The sequence below is a fragment of the Neorhizobium sp. P1_A6 genome (genome assembly GCF_056406795.1).
In genome coordinates, this window is the sequence record NZ_JBFTZM010000006.1 from 201103 (window position 1) to 223323 (window position 22221).

A 22221-nucleotide genomic window follows, 5' to 3' on the forward strand; every position below is an offset into this window, starting at 1 on the left:
CCTGAGCACTATTTGCGGCAGGGCGCGGAGCACGCGCAATCGTTGTGGAAGCCACAAAGCGCCATTTCAGCGAATACCGCGACGCAGCATGGGTGGATTCGGAAACAATTCGCAAAAAGCATGGGTGGATTTCCACACATGCAGCTCGCAATCAGCGCTCCCTGTCATCCTGCAGCATGTGTTCCGGACCGAGCAACTTCTTGTCCAGCCCGTATTTCTGCATCTTCTCGTAGAGCGTCTTGCGCGAGATGCCGAGGGATTCGTAAACCGGCCTGAGCGCGCCCCCATGAGCGGCGATCTCGCCGGCAATCAGGTTACGCTCGTAAGCTGCGACCTTGTCTGCGAGCCGTCCTGCCCCATCCTTTACGCCGCCGGTTTCGCCCGGCTTCGGATCGAGACCCAGCACCAGCCGATCGGCAGCATTGCGCAGTTCCCGGACATTGCCCGGCCAGTCGCGCTGGGCGATGGCGGAGGTCACCTCGGCCGGTACGTCCAGGTCCTCGCGGCCATACCGCGCCGCTGCCTCCCGCACGAGTTGGAGAAAGAGCAGCGGAATATCCGCCCGCCGCTGTGCCAGCGACGGCACATGGATGGTCGCGACATTGAGCCTGTAAAGGAGGTCGGCGCGGAACCGGCCAGCCGCCACTTCCGCTTCCAGATCCACCTTGCTGGTGGCGATAAAACGCACGTCGAGCGGCACGGTCTCGTTGGAGCCGAGCCGGGTGATAACCCGCTCCTGCAGCACGCGCAGGAATTTCGCCTGCAGGTCGACTGGCATCGAGCCGATCTCATCAAGCAGGATCGTGCCGCCGCGGCCGTGTTCGAACTTGCCGTAGCGCGGCCTGAGCGCTCCTGGAAAGGCACCGGCCTCATGGCCGAAAAGCTCGCTCTCGATAAGGTTGTCGGGAAGGGCAGCACAATTGATGGCGATGAAGGGCTTGTTGGCGCGAGAACTGATGTCGTGCAGCGCCCGTGCCACCACTTCCTTGCCGGCACCGGTTTCGCCGATGATCAGCGTATCGGCATCCGTGGCGCCGATGGCACGTATCCGGTAGCGCAGATCGACCATGACCTGGGTGCGACCCGGAAGCCGGGCTTCGACATCGTCGCGCTTGCCGGCGACGGCCCTTAAGCGGCGGTTTTCCAGCACCAGGCTGCGCCGGTCGAGCGCACGCCGGATGATGCCGGCGAGATGTTGCGGCGTGAACGGCTTTTCGAGGAAATCATAGGCGCCTTCCCGCATGGCCTTGACCGCAAGCTGCACGTCGCCATGACCGGTGACCAGGATGACCGGGATCTCCGCGTCGAGTTCGCGGATCTTCTGGAGCAGCGTCATGCCGTCGGTTCCCGGCATGCGGATATCGCTGACGACGACGCCATCGAAGCCGAAACCGGTCAGCTCCAGCACATGATCGGCATTGGAAAAGGTCTGGACCGACAGGCCGAAAAGCTCCAGCGCCTGCGCCGTCGAACGGCGCAGTTCCTCCTCGTCGTCGACCAGCAGAACCCTTTGCTCGCTCACTCGGCTGCCTCCAGAAGATTGCCGTCGGCAACTTCGAGTTCGATCAGGAAGACCGCGCCGCCTTCCGGATGATCGGCAACGCTCAAGCTGCCGCCGAAATCCTTGATGATGTTGTAGGAGATCGACAGCCCCAGCCCCAGGCCCCTGCCGACACCTTTGGTCGTGAAGAACGGATCGAAGATGCGTTCGTGAATTGCCGCAGCGACGCCGGGCCCGCGATCGCGCACCGAGACAAGGACCTTGCCATCCGTTTGGCTGGCGGAGACGGAGATGCGCCGGTCGTCAAGGCCTTCAACGGCATCGGCGGCATTGGTGATGATGTTGACCAGCACCTGTTGAAGCCGCACCGCGCCTGCCTTCACCGCGGGAGTATCAGGATCGATCTCAATGTCCAGTTCCGCATCCGCCGCCTTCAGGCGCGCCGCGACGATCTCCAGCGTGTCGCGCATCACATCGTCGAGCGCGACAGGCCCGAGCTTTTCGTTCGGCTTGCGGGCGAAGTTGCGCAGGTGTCGGCTGATCGAGGCCATCCGGTCGATGAGCGCTGAAATGCGCCGGACATTGTCCCGCGCCTCGTCGGTCCGTCCGAGATCGATCAGCACGCCGGTCGTCTCCGCATAGGTCTTGGCGGCGGCGAGCGGCTGGTTGAGTTCGTGCGACAGAGCCGCCGACATCTGGCCGAGACCGGCGAGCTTGCCGGCCTGGATGAGGTCTGCCTGGGTCTGTCGCAGCCGCTGTTCGGTGAGCCGCCGTTCGGCGATCTCCTCCTCGATGCGGCTGTTGACGCGGGCGAGATCGGCGGTGCGCTCGGCGACGCGGTGCTCGAGCTCGTTGCGCGCCTCGGCTTGCAGCGTCAGGCGTTCGTTGAGCCGCGCGCGGCGCTGAAGAACGATGGCAAGCCCTAGACCCGCAAGGCAGAGCGTCAGAAGGGCTGCAACCGTCGCGGTCTTTGCCTGGGTATGGACCGAGCTGGTATCCATCAGCACGTTGACGGTCCAGCCGGCGTCCGGCATCGGTTGCGATACGACGAGATATTCCTTCTCGACCCCGCCATCCCGGATGGTCATGACATCGCGTCCTGCGAAGCTGCCGCGCTCGACCGGCAATTCGCGGAGCTTGGCGTCCGCATACCGCCGCGACGCCTCGGTGCGGGCGATCCGGTCGGGCGTCAGCGGCAGGATGCTGGCATAAAGCCATTCGGGACTGCCGGTCATGAAGATGATGCCCTCGGGATCCGAAACGAAAATCCGATCGTCGCCGCCGCCCCAGGAGGCTTCGAGGTTGTCGATATCCACCTTGAAGACGATCACCCCGCGGATGGCGCCGCCGATCTCGATCGGCGACCCGAAATAGTAGCCGCGCTTCAAAGACGTCGTGCCGAGCGCATAAAAGCGCGACTGGCGGCCCTCCGCCGCATCCTGGAAATAGGGTCGATAGGTGAAATTCTCGCCGACGAAGCTGACCGGGCTGTCATAATTGCTGGCCGCGATCGTCTCGCCGTCCATGGTCATCACGTAAATGTCGGAGGATTTCAGAACCCCATTGATCTCCTTGAGATAAGTGTTCGTTGTCGCCCGCAGCGTCTCGTTCTTCGGATCGAGGATCAGCGCCTCGATATTCTGCTGGTCGGCGATCAGAGCCGGCAATGCCTCGTAACGCTTCAGATGGCCGTCGAGCGCCGACACCGCCAGGCGCAGCGTTGTGCCCGCCTGGATCTCGGCCTCGTCGATATAACCCCGCGCGAGGATATCGCTGCCCTTGAAGACCAGCGCAACGCCGATCGCCGCAAGCAGGGCCAACGGCAGAAGAATGCGATATCTCAACAGGTCCGGTTTCCTCCGCTCATTTCCCGCCCGGGCTGACGGGAAAACGGCATTCTAACCGCTGCACTGCTGATTTCCATAAAATCCTTCCGGCATGGGGCTGGCATGTAGCCGGCATGCCGGATCATGGTCGCTGCAGGCGTTTGAAGCGCCGGCGTGCGTGATCGTGCAAGCATTCCTCGTATCGTCGTGATAATTTCCACCTGCTGCTTGACTTCACGACTGATCGTGCTTCGATCACAGGCGCAAATGGGGAAAGCCACAAGGGGGTTTCAATGGTCTATCTACTCGCACTTTTGATCGGTGTCGTCGCCGGCCTGCGCGCCATGACCGCACCTGCCGCAATCGCCTGGGCCGCCTATCTCGGCTGGCTCAACCTCTCCGGCTCCTGGCTCGCCTTCATGGGCACGATCTGGGCCGTTGGCATCTTCACCATTCTTGCCGTCGTCGAACTGGTCACCGACCAGCTTCCCTCGACGCCAAGCCGCAAGGTGCCGCAGCAATTCGGCGCCCGCCTGATCATGGGCGCGCTCACAGGTGCCGCGATCGGCACGCCCTATGGCGGCTGGATTGTCGGCCTCATTGCCGGCATCATTGGCGCTGCGATCGGCACCTATGGTGGCGCCGCCGTCCGCGCCAAGTTGGCCGCCAGCTTCGGCAAGGATCCGCCGGCCGCCTTCATCGAGGACGCTGTCGCGATCATCGCGGCCTACCTCATCGTCGCGTCCCTACCTGTCGCGGCCGCAGTATGAAAAGCTTCGACGCTATCATCATAGGAGCCGGCCAGGCCGGCCCCTCGCTCGCAGGGCGCTTCAACGATGCCGGCAAGACGGTTGCGATCGTCGAGCGCAAACATGTCGGCGGCACCTGCGTCAACACAGGCTGCAAGCCCACCAAGACGCTCGTCGCCAGCGCCTATGCCGCCCATGTCGCCCGCCGCGGTAGCGATTATGGCGTGGTTCTCGACAGCCCGGTGAAGATCGACATGCCGGCCGTCATGCGGCGTTCGCACAAGGTGACGCTCGACTCGCGCCACAGTAACGAGAACTGGCTCGAGGGCATGCCCAACTGCACGCTGATCCGCGGCCATGCCCGGTTCGAGGATAAGAACACGATCCGCGTCGGCGACGAACTTCTGACCGCGCCGCAGATTTTCCTGAATGTCGGCGGCCGTGCCGCAATCCCGGATTTCCTGGGCGTCGATGACGTGCCCTACATGACCAATAGCGATATCGTCATGCTCGACCGGGTGCCAAAACATCTTGTCATCGTCGGGGGCAGCTATATCGGGCTGGAATTCGCCCAGATCTACCGCCGCTTCGGCGCCGAGGTCACCGTCGTCGAAAAAGGCCCGCGCCTTGTCGGCCGCGAGGACGAAGATATTTCACAGGCGATCCGCGAGATCCTCGAAGCCGAAGGCATTCATATCCGCACCGGCGCCGAGTGCATCCGGTTCCGAAAGCATGAGGACGGCGTCGCCGTCGGCGTCGACTGCACCGACGGCGCACCGGAAGTGATCGGCTCTGATGTGCTGCTCGCCGTCGGACGACGCCCGAACACCGATGATCTCGGCCTCGACAAGGCCGGCGTCGAGCTGGATGCAAAGGGTTACATCAAGGTCGGCGACGACCTCTCGACCAATGTCGAGGGCATCTGGGCGATGGGCGACTGCAACGGCAAAGGCGCCTTCACCCACACCGCCTATAACGATTTCGAGATCATCGCCGCAAACCTCTTCGACGGCGAGAACCGCAAGGTCTCCGACCGGCTGGTCGGTTACGCGCTTTATATCGACCCGCCACTCGGCCGTGTCGGCATGAGCGAGGCAGAGGCGCGCAAGTCCGGGCGGAAGGTCCTGGTCGGTCGTCAGTCCATGGCAAGGGTCGGCCGCGCGGTCGAAAAGGGCGAAACGCAGGGCTTGATGAAATTCGTGGCCGATGCGGACACGCACGAGATCCTCGGTGCCGCGATCCTCGGAACCGGCGGCGACGAGTCGATCCACGGCGTGCTCGACGTGATGAATGCCCGCGCTACCTATGACACACTACGCTGGGCGGTGCCGATCCATCCGACGGTCTCGGAATTCTGGCCGACCGTGGTGCTCGGCATGAAGCCGATCTGAGCCTCTTTTGGACACGATTACAATTTTATCGATCACCTGAAGCGGCCGGCAAGCATTTCCCTCTATGACCGATGGCATCTTTGTCCCTGGTCATGATGGAAACAGATGTGCGGTTTTGCGGGGTTCGTCGGTGAGGCATACGGCTCCGGAAATCCGGAGGCCCTGCTGTCTTCCATGGCACACGCGATCGCCCATCGCGGACCGGACGGACAAGGCATTTTCACCGCTCCCGGCCTCGGCCTTGCGCATGTGCGGCTGTCGATCGTCGGGCTTTCCGACGGCCAGCAGCCGATGACGGATGCCGAGGCCCGTTTTACCATCGTCTTCAACGGCGAGATCTTCAACTATGTCGAACTGCGCGACGAACTGAAGGCGCGCGGCGTCACCTTCCGAACCGGCAGCGATACGGAAGTCCTGCTGCAGCTTTACGCGACCTATGGCGAAGCCTGCCTCCCGCGCCTCAACGGCGATTATGCCTTTGCCATCTGGGATCACCACGAGCGCCGGCTGATGCTTGCCCGCGACCGGATGGGGGTCAGGCCGCTCTTTTATACGGAGCACAAGGGCTCGCTCTATTTCGCCTCGGAGATCAAGGCCTTACTTCAGGTGCCGGGCATCGAGGCCGAACTCGATCCCGTGGCGCTCGATCAGATTTTCACGCTCTGGACGCCGATCCCGCCGCGCACCGCCTTGAAGGGCATTTTCGAGCTCGAACCCGGCCACCTGATGATCGCCAGGAACGGTCGGACCGAGACCCGGCCTTATTGGACGCTCGATTTTCCGGATGCCGGCCATCACGTCGAAGCCGATCAGTCTGTCCGGGAAGAGGAGTTGCGGGCGCTGTTGACCGATGCGACGCGGCTGCGCATGCGCGCCGACGTACCGGTCGGCGCCTATCTCTCCGGCGGGCTCGACTCCTCGCTGATCGCGGCGCTCGCAGCACCGATGGCTCCGAATGGCCTCAACACCTTCTCCGTGACTTTCGATGATGCCGAACACGACGAAAGCGCTTTCCAGCGGCAAGTCGCAGAAGCGCTCGGCACCCGTCACCACGCCGTCGCCAGCGGCTCGGCCGATATCGCCGCAAGTTTTCCGGATGTGATCCGTTTCACCGAACGGCCGGTCCTGCGCACCGCCCCTGCTCCGCTCTACCGCCTCTCGGGTCTTGTTCGCGATGCCGGCATGAAAGTCGTCCTGACCGGCGAAGGTGCCGACGAGGTATTCGCCGGCTACGACATTTTTCGCGAGGCACGCGTGCGCCGCTTCTGCGCCCGCCAGCCCGGATCGAAGATGCGGCCACACCTTTTCCGCAAGCTCTATCCCTACCTGCCCGGGCTAAAGCAGCAGTCGGCCGAATATCTCGCTGCCTTCTTCAGCGCCGGCAACGATGTGGCGAACGATCCGCTATTCTCCCACCGCCCGCGCTTCCGCTCGACGGCGGCCGCCAAGATCTTCTATTCCGACGATCTCCGCGCCACGCTCGGCACCTACGATGCCGCCGAAGAACTCGCCTCCCGCCTGCCGGAAAACTTCGGCCGCTGGCATCCGCTGCATCAGGCACAATATCTCGAAAGCCGTTTTCTGCTGCCCGGCTATATCCTGTCGAGCCAGGGCGACCGCATGGCGATGGCGCATGGGATCGAAGGCCGCTTCCCCTTCCTCGACCACCGATTGGTGGAATTTGCCAGTCGCCTGACGCCGGGCGTGAAGCTCAAGGGCCTCGACGAGAAGCACATCCTGCGCCGTGTCGCGAAGGACCTGCTGCCGGATGTCATCAGCAAGCGCCCGAAACAGCCCTATCGCGCACCGGACAGCCGTTCCTTCACCGGTAATAACGCGCAGGCCTATGTCGGCGAGATGCTCGGCGAACAGGCAATCGCTGCCTCCGGTCTCTTTAATCCGAAGGCCGTCGCAAAACTCCATCAGAAATGCCGCTTGGCCCCGGTCTCAGGGTTTCGCGACAACGCCGCTTTCGTTGGCATATTGTCCACCCAACTCTGGCTGAAGGGTTTTACCCGATCCGCCGCGGACGAGGCGCATCCCGTTCGCAAGGCTGCTTATTAGCTCTTGAAAATCTTCAATTAACTTAAAATTCACGTCAATTCGGCATGATCGCCAGAGTGTGTCCAATTGTAGGTTCTTTCGCTGTGGCGGAAGGGCGGAGGTAGTCCATGTACGAGCCGAAGGAGCCACATACTCGGCGGTCGGCATCGGCCCGGGCGTTGCGTCATCGCAGCGAATACCAGAACTCCCTCCTGGACCATCCGATCCAAGAAGAACAAGAGCCCGAAGAACGCCCCCCGGCACGCCATCAGCCTCGTCCTTCTTCGGCACCTGACTATCGACCCCGTTCGGATTATCATCGCCATCCGCCCGCCTATGAACGGGAAGATGACGACCGGATGCGATACGAGGACATTCCGTTTGAAAAACGGATCGAGGCACAGCTTCACAGCCTGACGGATATCCATTTCACCGATATCATCCGCTGGCTACGCAAGGGCTTTCTGCGGATCATTGCCGCCGCGATCCTCGGCGCCGTGCTCGCGCTGCTTTACGCCGCCATTGCCTCGCCGCGCTATACGGTCAGCACCGAGATCATCATCGATCCTTCCAACCTCAACGTCGTTTCCGACGATGTCTTCTCCGCCAACCCGCAGCGGGATTCCCAGCTTCTGGAGGTCGAGAGCAAATTGCGGGTACTGACGTCTCGCAACGTGCTGACCAAGGTCATCAACGATCTCAACCTCACGGAAGACCCGGAATTCAACCGCCCCGGACGGCTCGACGGCCTGCGCAACCTCATTTCATCGCCGTCCGCGCCCGAGAACAGGCAGTTGAGCGTCCTGCGGCAACTCGAAAAGCAGATTACCGCGACCCGCGACGACGGCTCGTTCGTCGTCGTCCTTTCCGTATGGACTGGAGACGTCGACAAGTCGATCAAGCTGTCGAACGCGATCGTCTCGGCCTTCGAAAGCGAACTGTTCAAATCCTCCTCGGCCAGCGCCGGCCAGCTTGCAATCGGCCTCAACAGCCGGCTCGACGAACTGCGCCGCTCCGTCACGCAAGCCGAGGAGAAGGTCGAGCAGTTCAAGCGCCAGAACGACCTGCAATCGACGGCCGGCGAACTCACCAGCACCCGTATTTCCGGCGCGCTCGACACCCAGGTTCTCGACGCCCAGCAACGGCTGATCCAGGCCGATACCCGCTACAAGCAGCTGCAGGCGGCCTATGCCGACAGGCGGGTCGCGAATTCGGCTGTCTTCGACTCTGCCACCATGGTCACCCTGCGCGCCAGCTATAGCGCCCTGCAGCAGCAGATCAGCTCGATGACGCTCGTTTATGGCGCCCGCCATCCGCGTCTGGTCGCCCTGCAGTCTGAACTTGCCTCCGTCGATCGCGCGATCTCCGAGGAAGCCGCCCGTCTTCTCCAGTCCGCCAAGACGGATGTCGATCAGGCAAACAACGCTCTTCAGGAACTGCGCCGCAAGTCCGACGCCTCGCGCTCGACCGTATTTACCGAAAACGACGCCCAGGTGCGCCTGCGCGAGCTTGAGCGGGATGCCCGCTCCAAGGCAGCCGTCTACGAAACCTATCTGTCGCGAACGCACCAGATCAGTGAACGTCAGCAGATCGATACCAGCAATGTCCGGGTGATTTCGCCGCCGGTGCCGCCGCAATCGAAGAGCTGGCCGCCAAGCTCGCTGCTGCTGATGATCGGCGGCGCTTTCGCTGGCGCCATTTTCGGCGTGCTGATGGCACTCACATTCGGCCTGTTCGGCCATATGCGCGAAGCCGGCCGCGAGTTCGCCTGAACCTTCTACTTCTTCGGAACCAGCGCCTCGTGCAATTCCGGCAGCCATGATTTGCTGGTCGGATCCCAGGGGCCGAATTCGTGGGACGCGAAATCCCAATAGGCCCAGCTCATGCCGCGTCTCTCGATCTCTTCCCGCATGATCCGCGTGTAGGTCACCCGGTCAGGATAATAGGCGAGCGAATTGGAGCCGAATTCCCCCACGAAGATCGGCCGATCGTTCTTTTTCCCCCATTCGACCGCCATATCGAGCGGCCTCCTGATCTCCTCGATCTGCGCCTTTTCGCAGCAGGCCGTTCCGAGCCAGGGCCTGGATCCCTCGATCCAGCTGGCGCCCTGCATCGTGAACTTGAACGGTGCGTAGTTGTGTATGGTGACGATCAGGCGGCGGTCGTCGGCTGGGATTGCGAGCTTATTTAGCCCCCAGGCAGTGCTCCACTCTGCCGGATCGACAATCAGGAAGCGGTAAGGATTTGTCCTGCGGATCACCGCAAGCGCCTGGGCGAGCAAATCGTTCCAGACCTCCTCCGTCTTGCCGTGCGGTTCGTTGTAGATCTCAAACAGCACCTTGTCGTTGGGCAGGCTCTGATATCGCCGTGCAAGCTGCTCCCAGATCGACAGGAAGCGCTCGCGGCTCTTCTCAACACCGATCGCGACCTCCTCCGCCTCCAGGGGATCGCCATCCATCTCATGATAATGGTGGAAGTCGATGATGATGTTGAGGCCCCGGGACAGTGCGTTGTTGATCGCAAAGTCGACGCGCTTCATGAAAGGCTCGTCGAGCTTGTAGGGCTCCGAGACGGCCGTATGGCTGCTGAAACGGACTGGCAGCCGAATGGTCTGGAACCCACCCTCCCTGACTGCCGCGAACAGCTCCGTGGAAAGCCGCCCTCCCCAGGCGCCCTCACTCGGCGCCTCCAGCGTTCCCCCGAAATTGACCCCTCGCCCCAGCGCCTTGCCTTGATCGGCCGCGGTCAGCCCGGCGATTTCGGGCGCGCGGGCGTCCGAAAATGGTTTCAGCACGAAATTCTGCGCCTGGGCACCGGCAATCCCGAGCGCCATCAGCATCAGAGATCCGGCAAGCCGCGCCACCATCCTCAGCATTCAAGATCTCCAGTCGTCTGTAAAAGAGCGCCGTCGGATTGCTTCATGACGGGCAAAGTCCGGTTCGACGCAGGTAAGGTCAAGCAACCGGGCGGAAGTTTATCCGGTTATGATGAACGCCCGGAATATCACACGGCCGCACTTTCGCGTCGCGGCCCTTCCAAACCAGGCGCCCAATCGCTCTCGACGAACCTCGCAGCAGCCGTTGCCGGGATATGGATGCTGGCGAGATTCGGCGGTTTCTGTTACGATTCGCGCGCGAAGAGAACGCGGCGGCGGGTGGATGGCGAGAGACACGGACGAAGTTGCGTCTTCTGGAAATTTTGGCGCAGCGTTACTGTTTTGCTGTGTCGGGTGCTTCTACTGGATCACCCTGACGCCTTTCGTCGACACCAGCCTTAATCCTGCCCTCGCGAAGCCTGCTCTCTGGAGCCAGCTGCTCGCCTATATGCTGTTCCTGATCGTGGTTGTCTATGCGATGACCCCGAGGGTGCGGAGCGTCATCTTCCAGCCCCGCCTGCTGCTTGCGTTGGTATTCGGGTGGCTGTTTCTGACGGCGGCACTTTCCGTGGATCCTCTCGGGGCCGTGAGGCGGGTTCTGATCGCGCTGACTGTCTGCATCAGCGCCAGCGCATTTCTGATGTTGCCGAAGGGCGAAAACCAGTTTGCAAGGCTGGCCGGCGGCGGCGTGATCCTGATCGTCGGCCTTTGTTATTTCGGAGTGCTGTTTCTCCCGAGCCTCGCCATCCATCAGCTGACCGATTTTCTCGAACCCCAGCATGCGGGGCGCTGGAAGGGAATTTACGTCCAGAAGAACGAAACGGGCGTCGTCATGGCGCTCTCCTGCTTCGTCGGCATCTACCTGATGTCGGCCTGGTCTCGGATCATCGGGCTGCTCCTGATCGTGGCAAGCTGCCTGTTCCTGCTGAAGACCGGTGCCAAGACTTCGACCGCGATGCTGCCGGGCATCTTCCTCCTCAGTATTTTCTTCGAGCGCTGGCGCTGGATCCGCATTCCCGTCGTCTTCGGCGGGGTCGGCCTGCTCAACCTGGCCACCGTCGGCGTGTCCACCATCGCGCCGCTGCGGGAGATCGTCGCGGCAACGGGTATCGACACCACCTATACGGCACGCGCCGATATCTGGCGGCTGGCGCTCGATGCTATTGCACAGCATCCGATCACCGGTTATGGCTTCGGCTCTTTCTGGGGGGCGGAGAGCCTCGTCAACAGCGATATGCGCACCTTGAACTGGGCCGTGCGCGCGGTGGATGCCCACAATGCCTATGTCGATGCTGCCATGAACGCCGGCATACCGGGATTGATATTGATGGTGATATGGGTCTTGGCTACTCCCCTTAAAAATCTGGCGGCAATCGACGCCGCGAAAAATTTCACGCCGCTCACCAGGCTTTTTCTGAGGATCTGGCTTTTCTCGATCTTCCTGGCCTGCCTCGAAAGCATCTTCCTCGCTCGCTCGGGACCGATCTGGTTCACCATGATGGTCGCCATGTTCGGTCTTGGCTACCAGGCCCGCTACCGCATCATAGCCTCCAGGAAGGCCGAGCCCGCCTATGGACCAGCGTACGCCTGAAATGTCTGAGCAAGCACCTGCAAAACAACGGCGAACCTCAGTCTTCGGCATCGAGTTCTCCACCTGGGACGCCGGCAGGATCGTCGATGCCATCGTCACTGAACCGGTTCCTGCCGGAGAAGGCCTGCGGCTGCTGGTGACCGCCAACCTCGATCACATCGTGCAACTGAACAGGAATGCCGCCTTCAAGGCCGCCTACGACAAGGCCTGGCTGACAACTGTCGACGGAGCTCCCGTCTTCCTCTATGCGCGGCTGCGTGGGCTCGACGTCCCCGGCCGTATCACCGGCGCCGATCTGTTTCCCGAGATCATCGAGCGCCTGAAGCCGGGCATACACCGGCCCCTGCTTTTATGCTCGAGCGAAACCACCGCTGCTATCCTGGATGAAAAACTGCGCGCGCTCGGCTTTTCCGAACACGTCATCGTCACGGCACCGCCGGCCTTCGAGCGGAACGAGGTGTTTGGCCGGGAATTGGTGTCCAAGCTCCGGAAAAACCGGGTGACCCATATCTTCTTCGGCATCGGTGCCCCGAAGTCCGAGATCTGGATGGACAGGCACCGCGCCGATCTTCCCGATTGCTACGGCTTCGGTTTTGGCGCCGGGCTCGACTTCTATGCCGGCGTCAAATCGCGTGCTCCGGTCTTCCTGCGGAAAGCTGGGCTGGAATTCCTCTGGCGCGTGGCGACCGAACCGCGCCGCCTGGCACGACGATATTTCGTCACGTCCTGGGCGTTCTGCTGGGCCGTCTACAAGGATCTGACGAGCGACCGCCCGGACACGGATAAGACCCGTTAGGCGACCCCAATCCGCTTCAGCGTATCGATCACGGTCTCGACCTTGATGCCGCGCCGGCGCACCTTGTCGACCACTTGCGAGAAGAAAGCCGGCGAACAGCCGATATTCGTCGGGTCTTCACGCACGTCGTGGGTATAGAAGATCAGCCAGCCGCAGCGCCGCTCGACGTCGTCCAGCATCCTGTCGATCGACTCGGAATCGTTGCTGCAGTCATAGAGTTCCTGCGCTTTCAGATGGGCAAGGTCGATGAGGCCGGAATTGGTGCCGACCTTGATGCCCCGCAGGCCCGGGTAGTGACGCATCAGCGCCAGCTTGGACGGAACCGAAATCATCCCGAAAGGATAGGCAAAGGAAACGGGCCTTGCTGAGCCGACGATCCGGGCGATCTCTTCGTCATTCCGCCTGACATCGGCCATCAGGTCCCGCCGGGGCGTTTTCTGGACGTTGATATGGCCATGCGTGTGGCCGCCGATCTCGTGTCCCCTGTCCGAAAGTGTCGCGACCATCTCCTGATCAACGATCAGCTGGCCGTTCTCGACGCGCTGCATCAGCCCGCTTGCAAGATAGAAAGTGCCGAGCATGCCCGCATCCTCAAGAGCAGGCGCGGCATTCTCGAAAACTGAGACAGGAAAGTCGTCGAAGGTGAAAGCAACGACGGGTGCATCCAGTTTCAACAGGTGCGGGCGAAAATAGACGTGCCGCCCGATCTTGCGGGATACGCCTGCCAGTATCTCCGAACCGGACATTTCCCAGAGTTTCGGCTTTTTCATCTACCCCCATCCATTGCAATCGGATCTCCCAGAGCCTGAAAACATAACCTCAAATACTTACGGTTGTCTCAACCTCAGGCACCGCAGAAATGGCACTTCCCGCGATCCCTGCTGCCTGAAGAAGATGGATGAACCTTTCGGCCGATTTCTCGACGCTGAACTCCGCGGCGCGGGCCTGGAGAACCGCGCTTTCCGGCGGCTGTTCGAGCGTCATCGCCATGGCCTGTGCAAGTGCGGTCGCGTCACCGACCGGCACCAACTGCCCAAGCCTGCCGCCTTGCAGTATCTCGCGCGGACCGTAAGGCGCATCCGTCGCGACGACGGGCACGCCGCAGGCCAGAGCCTCGATCAGTGCGTTCCCCAGTCCCTCGTGCGAGGAGGACGATACGAAAATCGAAGCCTGCGATACGACTGACAACGGGTCCGGATTGTGTCCTGGCAGGCTGACATCCGCCGACAGGTTCCTGGCTTCGATCAGAGCTTCGAGATTGCCGCGCTCATCACCTTCTCCGATGATCGTCAACCGCGCGGCCCGCGTCCGCCTGAGCTGCGCGAAGGCCTCGATCAGCGTCGCGTATCCTTTTTCCGGAGAGAGCCTGCCGACCGAAACGATGAGGCCGGGCTCCGGTGAGCGGCCAAGTTGTTCGATCCGCTGCCGCATCTGCGGTGTCAGAACGGCATTGGTTCCAAGATTGGCGACCTTCGCCGCCGGCACTCCAAAACGGTCGATGAGATCGTTTCGCGCACCCGCCGTCAGCGTCAGCACGAGATCGGCGCGCGGATAGGCCAACCGGATCAGCCTGTAGGCCAGCCGGTTCTGCCAGTAGGGATCACCTGTTCGTGCCTGCAGGGGGCTCGCCACCTCCCGCAAGACGATCGACGGCCGCGTTTCCTTCGCAAGCCCTCGGGAGGCAAGGATCACCAGAACATTCGCCGCCGCCTCGGAAGACACCAGCGCCCTGGGGCGCCCCGTGACCAACAACCGTCTCAATGCAGCCGGCGCGAAGGCAAGGCGCAATTTGCGGCCATTGCCGAGATCGATGACGGGCACGTCAGGGCGAATCAGATCCCGCAAGGGACCCGAACTCTGAAGCGTGACGATTGCGCTCGGAAATCCCTGAGCCTGCAATTCGTTCGCCAGCAGGATGGCGTCACGCTGAGCACCGCCGCCATCGAAACCACGAACGAGAAAACAGATCCGGGCTGCGATCGGATCAACAATCCGAGAGCTATTCATAATCATCACATGCCCTATGATTATTGCGTTTGTTCCTGCTAAGGAAGGATCTGCATCACTCCCGGCAACGATCCGGCCTACCCTAGAGGGTTAGCGGTTAATTCTGACCAAATGCATATTATTGGGCGACGAAATTGAGCGATAGACATGCCTCGGTGTATTTAGCCTCGCGGGCGACCTCGGCCATAATCAATCTCGTGTCGGTTTCCATCTTCACGCGCATGACCAGCGCCGACGTTTACGGCCAGTACATTATCGGATTTTCGATCTGCATGATGGTCTACAGCCTCGGCGTCCAGTGGATCGTATTCGCGCATTTCGGACGATACGACGCGAGGGAAGCCGATCGGCTCGCCGGTGCGCTGCTGCTGGTTTCAGGGGTCGTGATGTTGCCGGCGGTCGGCGCCATATACCTCTTCTACCTGTTTGGGACACTGCATGCCGATGTCGCGGCCAGCAGCAGCTTGCTGGTGGTTTGCTTCACCTTGTATTTTGTCGCAGTCGAAATCAGCCGCGCCCACCTTCTTGCCCGGCTTGTTGCTATCGCGACCATCGCCCGCAGCGTCTTCTCTCTGCTATTCGGTTTTATCGCCGTGCTCGAATTCGACACGCCCGGCGCGCTGCTGGCGGGCGTAGGGCTGGGTTATGCGCTGGGCTCCGTGCCGGTTTTCCGGCATTTCAGCCGCACAATATGGGCGTCCGGCTTCGTCTGGCCGCGAAGCAGCGACGTGCGCAGGATGTGGCGCTACGGATGGCCGCTTGCCATAGCCTTCGGCGCCTCCGCAGCCGCCATGAATGTCGACCGGCTGCTCCTGGCAGGCCTCTATAATACCAGCACCGTCGCGCCTTATGGGACCGTGCTCGACCTCATGAAGCAGACCTTCCTGGTCCTGGCCGAGGCGATCAGCGCGGGATATATTTCAAGCGCCAAGAACCTTCACACCGAGGGAAAGGGTTCGGACGCGCGCCATACCCTCAAGCGCGCCTTCATTACCCAGTGCTATATCGTCATTTTCGGCACGGTATCCTTCATCCTGCTCGGCGACGTCGTCTTTGCGGTCCTGCTGGCTCCAAGTTATCTGCCGATTGTCACGCAAATCATGCCGATCCTGCTCGTCGCAAATGCGCTTCTCGTCATGCGATCCCACTATTTCGGCCAGGTGATTTATTTCAGCGGGACAACGAACCTGGAACTGGTCGCTTCGGTCGCGATGCTGGCCGTCACCGGTACGCTGAGCTACCTGCTGATCCCTTCCTATGCCGCAATGGGCGCCGCCATTGCCTTCACGCTCGGGCAGGCGGCGGCGCTGTTGATCTGCCTGATCTACGCGTCCGGAAACCTGCGCATGCCTCTCGACCTGCCGCGGGGCAGCCTGCTGCTGGCGCTGGGCATAGCTCTGGTGGCCGTCGGTAAGGGTGTCCAGCTCGTGGCGGGGGAGCCGGCTGCAAGCGCCGTCAACTTCGTGCTGATCGGCATCGCCAGCGCCTATATCGCCCTGCGCTGGAACCTGTTCGATGCCCGTTCGCTGCTTCAGCGTTTTTATCCGCGACGGGGCTAGCCGGCCTCGGAGCGCAGGAAATTCGTATACCGCTCCAGCATCAGCTCCCGGCTGTGATGCTCGCGATGCAATCGCGCGAAATCGCCGCGAAGCTGCGCGTCCGGATAATTCGCAGCGAGGTCTTTGACCGCATCGGCAAGACCGATCGCATCGCAGGGCGGATGGAACCGCGTCATGGATGCGTTTTCATGACCGTTGCCGATGCAAAGCACCTCGCGCAGAACCGGGAGATCGGACGCAACAACGGGTAAACCAGCCATCGAAGCCTCGACCCCTGCAAGGCCGAAAGTCTCCCAGATCGAGGGAAACACATAGATATTGCCGGCTCCCAGGATGTCACCGAGCTCATCCCGATCGATGGAGCCCACCAGATGGACACGCTCAGCCACATCGAGGGCGCGCGCCTTGTCTTCAAGCGCCACGCGGTTGGGGCCATCGCCGGCGATGATCAGGTACATTCCCGGCAGCAGCCGGAGCGCCTCCACCAATACGCCATGATCTTTCTGATCCACCAGCCTCCCAGTCGCGACCAGCACGAATGCGTCCGGCGGAATGGAAAGGCGCTGTCGCCAGTCGACCGCTGCACGCGCTGGCGGAATGGGATCGACACCGTGCGGGATCAGAATGAACCGCCGCCGGTAGACCGCAGGCCATTTGCCGAACGAAGCGCTGGTCGATACGGAATTGGATACGAAATGGGTAAAGATTCCCGTCGAGCCGAACAGCCAGTCGAGCGCTTTCCAATGCCGGCGAATACCCTCGGGCGCTGCGGTATGATGGGCAGCGCGCACAGGCACACGGCCGAGAAAGCCGAGGAATCCGCCGAAGACGGAGGCTGCCGCCTGATAGGTGAATATCGCGTCGTACTTTCGGGAGAGGATGGACCATCCGAGGTGCGCAAGATTGCGAAGCGTGGCGACCGTCCCATGACCGGTATCGAGAGGCAGGGTCTGCACGTCGAAACCGCGGGCATGCAATCCGGTTTCGACCATTTGCACAAGTGTCCGCACGCCACCCATCTTGTCATGGGTGACGAGTTGGAGGATCCGCATCCCCGAAGGATTTAGCGTATCGGCAGCTTCTGGAAAAGCGGAGCTGAATTCGTGCCTCATGACCGGAACCTAGGGCTGAAATCTTAAAATCTGTGAAGAGAGATCATTCACATTCCTCCTATCCGATTTTTCGCGGATCAAAAACTCTCCTGCGCGGTTTTGCCTGATGAGCAAAACAGAAACAGGAGGCAGATCCCATGGCCAAAGCCAGTTCGAAACGGATGGGCGCAGGAACGCAGGGAAAAAGCAGCGGCAACGGCGCCATGACGGACATCGACAAGAGGACTCTTCCTGAAAACAAAGTGCTGTCAAACCGCGACAAGGCGCAGCATTCGAGGGAACGCGGACTGGACAGCAAAATGGTACAGACCGAGCAGTTTCACGATCACGAGGCGAATCATCTCAGCGACTGAAGAAGCGCCTACATTCATGACTGCTTGAGAAAGGATCTTGAGCCTCAGCAGAGGGCGCCATTCGGCTTTCCGCCCTTGCAAAGTGGAAGAGAAGTAGTAGTCTTTAGCTATCACCGGCATAGGAGAAATAGCGCGCTGGCGACTGGAAGACAGGAAACGCTTTCGCCACCTTTTGGGAGGCTGAAAATATGAACGCAGCAATCCTGACCAATACTTTCGAACCGACGGAATTGGCATTCCTTCAACGCTTGTTCGACAAAATCTGTGCAGAGCGCGGACTTGTCGGCGGCAGCCTTGCCGCAAACAATCTCGCAGCGCAGATGATTCAGCTTTATCAACAGGGTGTGCGCGATCCACGAGATCTGCAGGTCTATCTGGACCCGGATGCACCCATAAGAACCTGATATTTCGTGCCAGCCGCAACCGCCGCGGCTGGCCCTATTCCCCCTTCAGCGCTTCATGCTATCTCTTGGCCATCAGGTCCCGCTCGTCCCGCATCAGGAATACGCGGGTGATGGCATCGAGATTGGCTTCCAGCCAGTTCGCCATTGCGATCTCTTCGCCCAGAATGCGTTCGAAGACGGTCTTTGCTTCCATTTCATCGAGTTCGTCGGCCGCTGCAATCAGAACCTTGTAGCTGGCGATCTCCATGTGTTCGAAGGCGTAACTTGCCATCGCTCCCTTGACCACCTCGTCACTGGTCAACATGCCGCCGACGCCCTGTGCTTTGGCCGCCAGCTTGGCCGCCATGTCCTTGAGTACCAATGCGCTGCCGGTTCCGGAAAATTGATCCAGAAGCGCCTTCAGCGCCTGGGCGTGCTTCTCCGTCTCGTGCAGATGCTGGACAATCCTTGCCTTGAGGTCCGGATAGCTTTCGATCCGCCTGGATTGAGCGGAGAGCGTGATGATTGCCTGCTCCTCCATGGCATGCGCCGCACGCAGCCAGGCGAGGAAGTTGTCTCGGGCATGGGTCATTCGCTTCTCCTCGCAAATCGGTTGCCACCAGAACGCGGATGAATGGCAAGATGGCAAGATTCAACCCCTGAAAGCATCCGAAGTTCCTCTTCGCCTCAATGCGTTGGAACATTTGCTCCCATCTGCGAATTGTCCGGCGATAACTTCACCAGCACAGAGGCAAGATCATGTCACGCGAGACGAGGGCAAATTCGATCATCGGAGGCATTATTATAGTGCTCCTCTTGATGGCTGTCGGCTATTATTTCACCGGCACGTCGGATAATACGGCGCAGGCGCCGACACCTCCGGCGACCAACGACACCGCGCAGAAGCCGGCACCAGCACCGGCTCCCGGCACGGATCCGACGAGCACCGGCTCCACCAACCGGTAGGGCAATTCGCGAGGAACAATCGCCATGCCGGGTGGTTGTGGAATGAGTAACAGGGAGTTTTCCATGATACCCGATCCTCGCGAACCCAGCGAACGGCCGCCTATGCCGGCCCCTGTTGGAAACCGGAACCCCCGATCGGCGAACCGGAACCGGACCGGCTGCCGGACGAGACGCCGCTGCCCAATCCGGATGAAAACCCCAATCCGCCAGTTTATATGCCGCCCAGCAGCCTGGCTTTCAGTTGAAGAGGTACCGGCGCCGTAAGCGCCGGCAGATCGACCATGAACATCCATAGCCATACGCATTCAGACCATAGAGAAATGCAGAGCGAGAACAGCCAGAGACACCTGGCGGGCGGGCTTTGGAAACTGCTGATCGCCGCAATTCTCATCCTCCTCGGGCTCATCGTCGCGATGGAGGTATTGGGAGACAGCAACAACGGTTTCGTTGCCCCCAATCCAGCTCAGCAGACCGTTCTCGAATAACGCCTCACCTTGCATCCATCCGGGTCGGCACATGAACTCAACCTTGGAACAAAGGATAAAATCCGCGCGTTCATCTGTCATCCTATGACGAGGTGGCGCAGGTGGACGCAACGACGCAATCACTCCCGACCCTAAAAACGTCATTCGCGTTCGACCCAATCATCCGACCGGGCCGCAACGCGTGGCGCAGCGCGAGGGCAAAAAAACTCGCCTTTCTGATCGATGCCGACGATTATTACCGCCGACTGGATCAGGTGCTGAGGCAGGCGGAACGTTCGGTCTTCATCATCGGCTGGGATTTCAATCCCGATATTCTCCTTCGTCCCCGCGGTCCGGACGGAGAGACCCTCGGCGCGCTGCTGCACAGGATGGTCGAGGAAAAACCTTCGCTTGAAGTCCGCATCCTGGTCTGGGGCATGGGCCCGGTCTACTCCGGCAAGAGCCTGAAGGTGTTTGGCAGGATGGGCTGGAACGATCATCCGCGCATTTTCCTACATTTCGACTTCGATCATCCGCTGCGCGCCAGCCATCACCAGAAAATCGTCGTGATCGACGACGGGACAGCCTTCCTCGGCGGCATCGACCTGACCGCCCGTCGCTGGGACGACCGCAGCCACGCAATAGTCAACCCGCTTCGCCGGGCTCCGGACGGAGCCGCCTATGGCCCTGTCCACGACATGCAGGCGATCGTGACCGGCGATACGGCAAAGCTGATCGGCGATGTCGCCCGCCGCCGGTGGAAGAAGGCGACCCGAGAAACGCTTGCGCCACTTGATACGCACAGCGCGCCTCCCTGGCCAGCAGACCTGGAGCCGGCGTTGACCGACTGCAACACCGGTCTGGCGCTGACTGAAGCCTGGAAATGGAAGGGCCGCCGCGGCCACCGCGAGGCGATCCGGCTAACCCACGACGCGCTGAAGGCAGCCAAAAGCCACCTCTATATCGAAACCCAGTATCTCGCCTCCTTCGGCGTGGCGCGGACGCTTGCCAGACAGTTGAGGAAAGCAGACGGCCCCGAAATCCTCGTGATCGTTACGCGCGAATCCCACGGCTTCTTGGAAAAGCTGATGATGGGCCACAACCGCAACCGGCTGATCCGCCGCCTGAAGCGCGCGGATCGTTATGGACGGCTGCGGGTTTTCTATGCCGTGGTTTCCGACGGCGACGGCAGGGAGCAGGAGATCATCGTTCACTCGAAACTGATCATCGTCGACGACCGGTTCGTGCGCGTCGGCTCTTCCAATCTCAACAATCGCTCGGAAGGCCTGGACACGGAGGCGGACCTTGCGATCGAAACCTCTCAACCGGCGGGCCGACAGGCGATCGCAGCACTGCGCAACGAGCTGATCGCCGAACACCTCGACGCCCAACCGGCGGAAGTAACGCGGATCATCGTGGAAACCGGCTCCATGCTGGCGGCCGTCGATCGGCTGAACGTCAAGCCGCGTGGCTTGCGGAGCTACGACGTCGATACGGACAAAGGCGAAACGGAATCTCTGGTCGGCACAGGGATCATCGATCCGAAACAGCCCTTCTGGCCGATACCGGAAATCAAGGCCGGTTTCCGGCGGCTTTTCGCCCGCCTGTCACATTACCGTCTGCTCTAGGAACCTGCCGCCCCGATGACGATAGTAGGCCTCGGTGACGAGCAGCGTCGGCACGCCGACCGTGAGCGGTACGAAAAAATAAAGCACGCGGAAGGCAATCAGTGCACCGATCGAAGCGGATGTCGGCAGGATCCCGAGCATGGTCGCCTCCAGCACGCCGAGCCCGCCTGGCACATGGCTGAGCAGCGCGGCTAGGTTGGCGGTGACGTAGGCGCTGGCCACACCCAGGTAACCGGCATCGGTAAAGCTCGCCAGAAGCTGCTGGATGGACGCCGTGACGCAGGCGAAGTTCAGCGTGCCGATGGCGATCTGGCCGAGCGCAAGCTGTATCGCCGGCGGTTCGAAACGCCAGTTGCGCACGACAAGCGGACGGCGCACGAAGGCGCAGATGATGAGATAGGCGACAGGCCCGGCCAGGCAGAGAAGACCAACCGCCAGCCGTGCCGTGCGGTCGAGGCCCAGCAAGTCCACCGTGTCACCGGGCTGGAGCAGCAACGCCAGTCCGGCGAGCGTTCCAAGACCGAGGCCGACGGTCACCCCGCAGAACACGATGACCTTGGCGATATCTTCGCCGGTCAGTCCCCAGCGCGTGTAGAACCGGTAGCGCACGGCGCCGCTGCTGAGCGCGGAAAGCCCGACATTGTGACCGATCGACAGTGCCGTGAAAGACGCGAGCGAGGTCTGGCGCAAGAGAAGCGGCTTGCCCGCATACCGCACGGCAAGCGCATCGAACCCGCCGAGGCAAAGATAGGAAAGGATGACGAAAAAGAAGGCAGTCGCCAGCCGCAAACCGGCGATCGACCGGACCGAATCCTCGATCTCGTCGACCGTGTAGCGGCCGAGGCTGCGATAGACGAGGAAGGCGGCCAGGCAGATCGCAACGCCGATCAAAAACTTGAGCAGATGGCGTCTGGCGATCATGGTCCCTCTCGTAAACGGCTGTATAACAATGGGAACGAAACCGGGCCCGAGGTGTT

20 protein-coding genes are annotated in these 22221 nt (G+C 61.3%); 11 read left to right on the forward strand and 9 right to left on the reverse strand.

Annotation, left to right across the window (positions count from 1 at the left end; genetic code table 11):
* Positions 1 to 151: 151 nt before the first annotated feature.
* Positions 152 to 1522, reverse strand: a complete 1371-nt coding sequence (locus AC1D3C_RS14675) for a sigma-54-dependent transcriptional regulator (protein WP_477483379.1) — start codon at positions 1520 to 1522, stop codon at positions 152 to 154.
* Entirely contained in the window at positions 1519 to 3345 is a 1827-nt protein-coding gene (locus AC1D3C_RS14680; protein ID WP_477483380.1) for a sensor histidine kinase, read from the reverse strand. The genes AC1D3C_RS14675 and AC1D3C_RS14680 overlap by 4 nt, the downstream gene beginning before the upstream one ends.
* Before the next feature lie 275 nt (positions 3346 to 3620).
* Here AC1D3C_RS14680 and AC1D3C_RS14685 point away from each other — a divergent pair, with 275 nt between their 5' ends.
* The 4 genes from AC1D3C_RS14685 (at position 3621) to AC1D3C_RS14700 (ending at position 9282) form a co-directional block, all read left to right on the forward strand.
* Positions 3621 to 4097: a DUF4126 family protein gene (locus tag AC1D3C_RS14685; RefSeq protein WP_477483381.1), complete on the forward strand. Its 477-nt coding sequence runs from the start codon at positions 3621 to 3623 to the stop codon at positions 4095 to 4097.
* Entirely contained in the window at positions 4094 to 5467 is a 1374-nt protein-coding gene (locus tag AC1D3C_RS14690; protein ID WP_477483382.1) for an FAD-containing oxidoreductase, read from the forward strand. The genes AC1D3C_RS14685 and AC1D3C_RS14690 overlap by 4 nt, the downstream gene beginning before the upstream one ends.
* Before the next feature lie 105 nt (positions 5468 to 5572).
* Positions 5573 to 7531 carry an asparagine synthase (glutamine-hydrolyzing) gene (asnB, locus tag AC1D3C_RS14695; RefSeq protein ID WP_477483383.1) on the forward strand — a complete coding sequence of 653 codons (1959 nt, stop codon included), beginning with the start codon at positions 5573 to 5575 and terminating at the stop codon, positions 7529 to 7531.
* Positions 7532 to 7869: 338 nt separating this feature from the next.
* Positions 7870 to 9282 (forward strand): GumC family protein, encoded by a 1413-nt coding sequence (locus AC1D3C_RS14700; RefSeq protein WP_477483384.1) that lies wholly within the window; start codon positions 7870 to 7872, stop codon positions 9280 to 9282.
* 5 nt (positions 9283 to 9287) lie between these two features.
* Here AC1D3C_RS14700 and AC1D3C_RS14705 read toward each other — a convergent pair whose 3' ends face one another.
* Positions 9288 to 10385 carry a glycoside hydrolase family 5 protein gene (locus tag AC1D3C_RS14705; RefSeq protein WP_477483385.1) on the reverse strand — a complete coding sequence of 366 codons (1098 nt, stop codon included), beginning with the start codon at positions 10383 to 10385 and terminating at the stop codon, positions 9288 to 9290.
* A gap of 283 nt (positions 10386 to 10668) precedes the next feature.
* On the opposite strand from AC1D3C_RS14705, the gene AC1D3C_RS14710 reads away from it, so the two are divergent.
* Together AC1D3C_RS14710 and AC1D3C_RS14715 are read left to right on the forward strand one after the other, a co-directional pair.
* Complete coding sequence (locus AC1D3C_RS14710) at positions 10669 to 11976, forward strand: O-antigen ligase family protein (RefSeq protein WP_477483386.1); 1308 nt, start codon at positions 10669 to 10671, stop codon at positions 11974 to 11976.
* Between the two features lies 1 nt (position 11977).
* The gene (locus AC1D3C_RS14715; protein ID WP_477483387.1) at positions 11978 to 12772 is read left to right on the forward strand and encodes a WecB/TagA/CpsF family glycosyltransferase; all 795 of its coding nucleotides are present in this window, start codon (positions 11978 to 11980) and stop codon (positions 12770 to 12772) included.
* Here AC1D3C_RS14715 and AC1D3C_RS14720 read toward each other — a convergent pair.
* Positions 12769 to 13542, reverse strand: coding sequence for a polysaccharide deacetylase family protein (locus AC1D3C_RS14720; RefSeq protein ID WP_477483388.1), 774 nt, complete (start codon positions 13540 to 13542; stop codon positions 12769 to 12771). The genes AC1D3C_RS14715 and AC1D3C_RS14720 overlap by 4 nt on opposite strands.
* 49 nt (positions 13543 to 13591) lie before the next feature.
* Positions 13592 to 14785: a glycosyltransferase gene (locus tag AC1D3C_RS14725; protein ID WP_477483389.1), complete on the reverse strand. Its 1194-nt coding sequence runs from the start codon at positions 14783 to 14785 to the stop codon at positions 13592 to 13594.
* A gap of 128 nt (positions 14786 to 14913) precedes the next feature.
* On the opposite strand from AC1D3C_RS14725, the gene AC1D3C_RS14730 reads away from it, so the two are divergent.
* The gene (locus AC1D3C_RS14730) at positions 14914 to 16338 is read left to right on the forward strand and encodes a lipopolysaccharide biosynthesis protein (protein ID WP_477483390.1); all 1425 of its coding nucleotides are present in this window, start codon (positions 14914 to 14916) and stop codon (positions 16336 to 16338) included.
* Here the strand turns inward: AC1D3C_RS14730 and AC1D3C_RS14735 are convergent.
* Positions 16335 to 17450: a glycosyltransferase family 4 protein gene (locus AC1D3C_RS14735; protein ID WP_477483391.1), complete on the reverse strand. Its 1116-nt coding sequence runs from the start codon at positions 17448 to 17450 to the stop codon at positions 16335 to 16337. The two genes, AC1D3C_RS14730 and AC1D3C_RS14735, sit on opposite strands and share 4 nt — an antisense overlap.
* Before the next feature lie 137 nt (positions 17451 to 17587).
* On the opposite strand from AC1D3C_RS14735, the gene AC1D3C_RS14740 reads away from it, so the two are divergent.
* Entirely contained in the window at positions 17588 to 17803 is a 216-nt protein-coding gene (locus AC1D3C_RS14740; protein WP_038545733.1) for a hypothetical protein, read from the forward strand.
* 188 nt (positions 17804 to 17991) lie between these two features.
* Positions 17992 to 18207 (forward strand): hypothetical protein, encoded by a 216-nt coding sequence (locus AC1D3C_RS14745; protein WP_038545737.1) that lies wholly within the window; start codon positions 17992 to 17994, stop codon positions 18205 to 18207.
* 58 nt (positions 18208 to 18265) lie between these two features.
* Here the strand turns inward: AC1D3C_RS14745 and AC1D3C_RS14750 are convergent, their stop codons facing one another.
* A complete protein-coding gene (locus AC1D3C_RS14750) occupies positions 18266 to 18778 on the reverse strand; it encodes a ferritin-like domain-containing protein (RefSeq protein ID WP_477483392.1) in 513 nt (170 codons plus the stop codon).
* 241 nt (positions 18779 to 19019) lie between these two features.
* Positions 19020 to 19217 carry a hypothetical protein gene (locus AC1D3C_RS14755; RefSeq protein WP_247031083.1) on the reverse strand — a complete coding sequence of 66 codons (198 nt, stop codon included), beginning with the start codon at positions 19215 to 19217 and terminating at the stop codon, positions 19020 to 19022.
* Positions 19218 to 19433: 216 nt separating this feature from the next.
* On the opposite strand from AC1D3C_RS14755, the gene AC1D3C_RS14760 reads away from it, so the two are divergent.
* Both AC1D3C_RS14760 and AC1D3C_RS14765 read left to right on the forward strand, forming a co-directional pair.
* Positions 19434 to 19637, forward strand: a complete 204-nt coding sequence (locus tag AC1D3C_RS14760) for a hypothetical protein (RefSeq protein ID WP_477483393.1) — start codon at positions 19434 to 19436, stop codon at positions 19635 to 19637.
* Positions 19638 to 19738: 101 nt separating this feature from the next.
* Positions 19739 to 21244, forward strand: a complete 1506-nt coding sequence (locus AC1D3C_RS14765) for a phospholipase D-like domain-containing protein (protein ID WP_477483394.1) — start codon at positions 19739 to 19741, stop codon at positions 21242 to 21244.
* Here AC1D3C_RS14765 and AC1D3C_RS14770 read toward each other — a convergent pair.
* Positions 21224 to 22165 carry a putative bifunctional lysylphosphatidylglycerol flippase/synthetase gene (locus AC1D3C_RS14770; protein ID WP_477483395.1) on the reverse strand — a complete coding sequence of 314 codons (942 nt, stop codon included), beginning with the start codon at positions 22163 to 22165 and terminating at the stop codon, positions 21224 to 21226. The two genes, AC1D3C_RS14765 and AC1D3C_RS14770, sit on opposite strands and share 21 nt — an antisense overlap.
* Between the last annotated feature and the right edge of the window lie 56 nt (positions 22166 to 22221).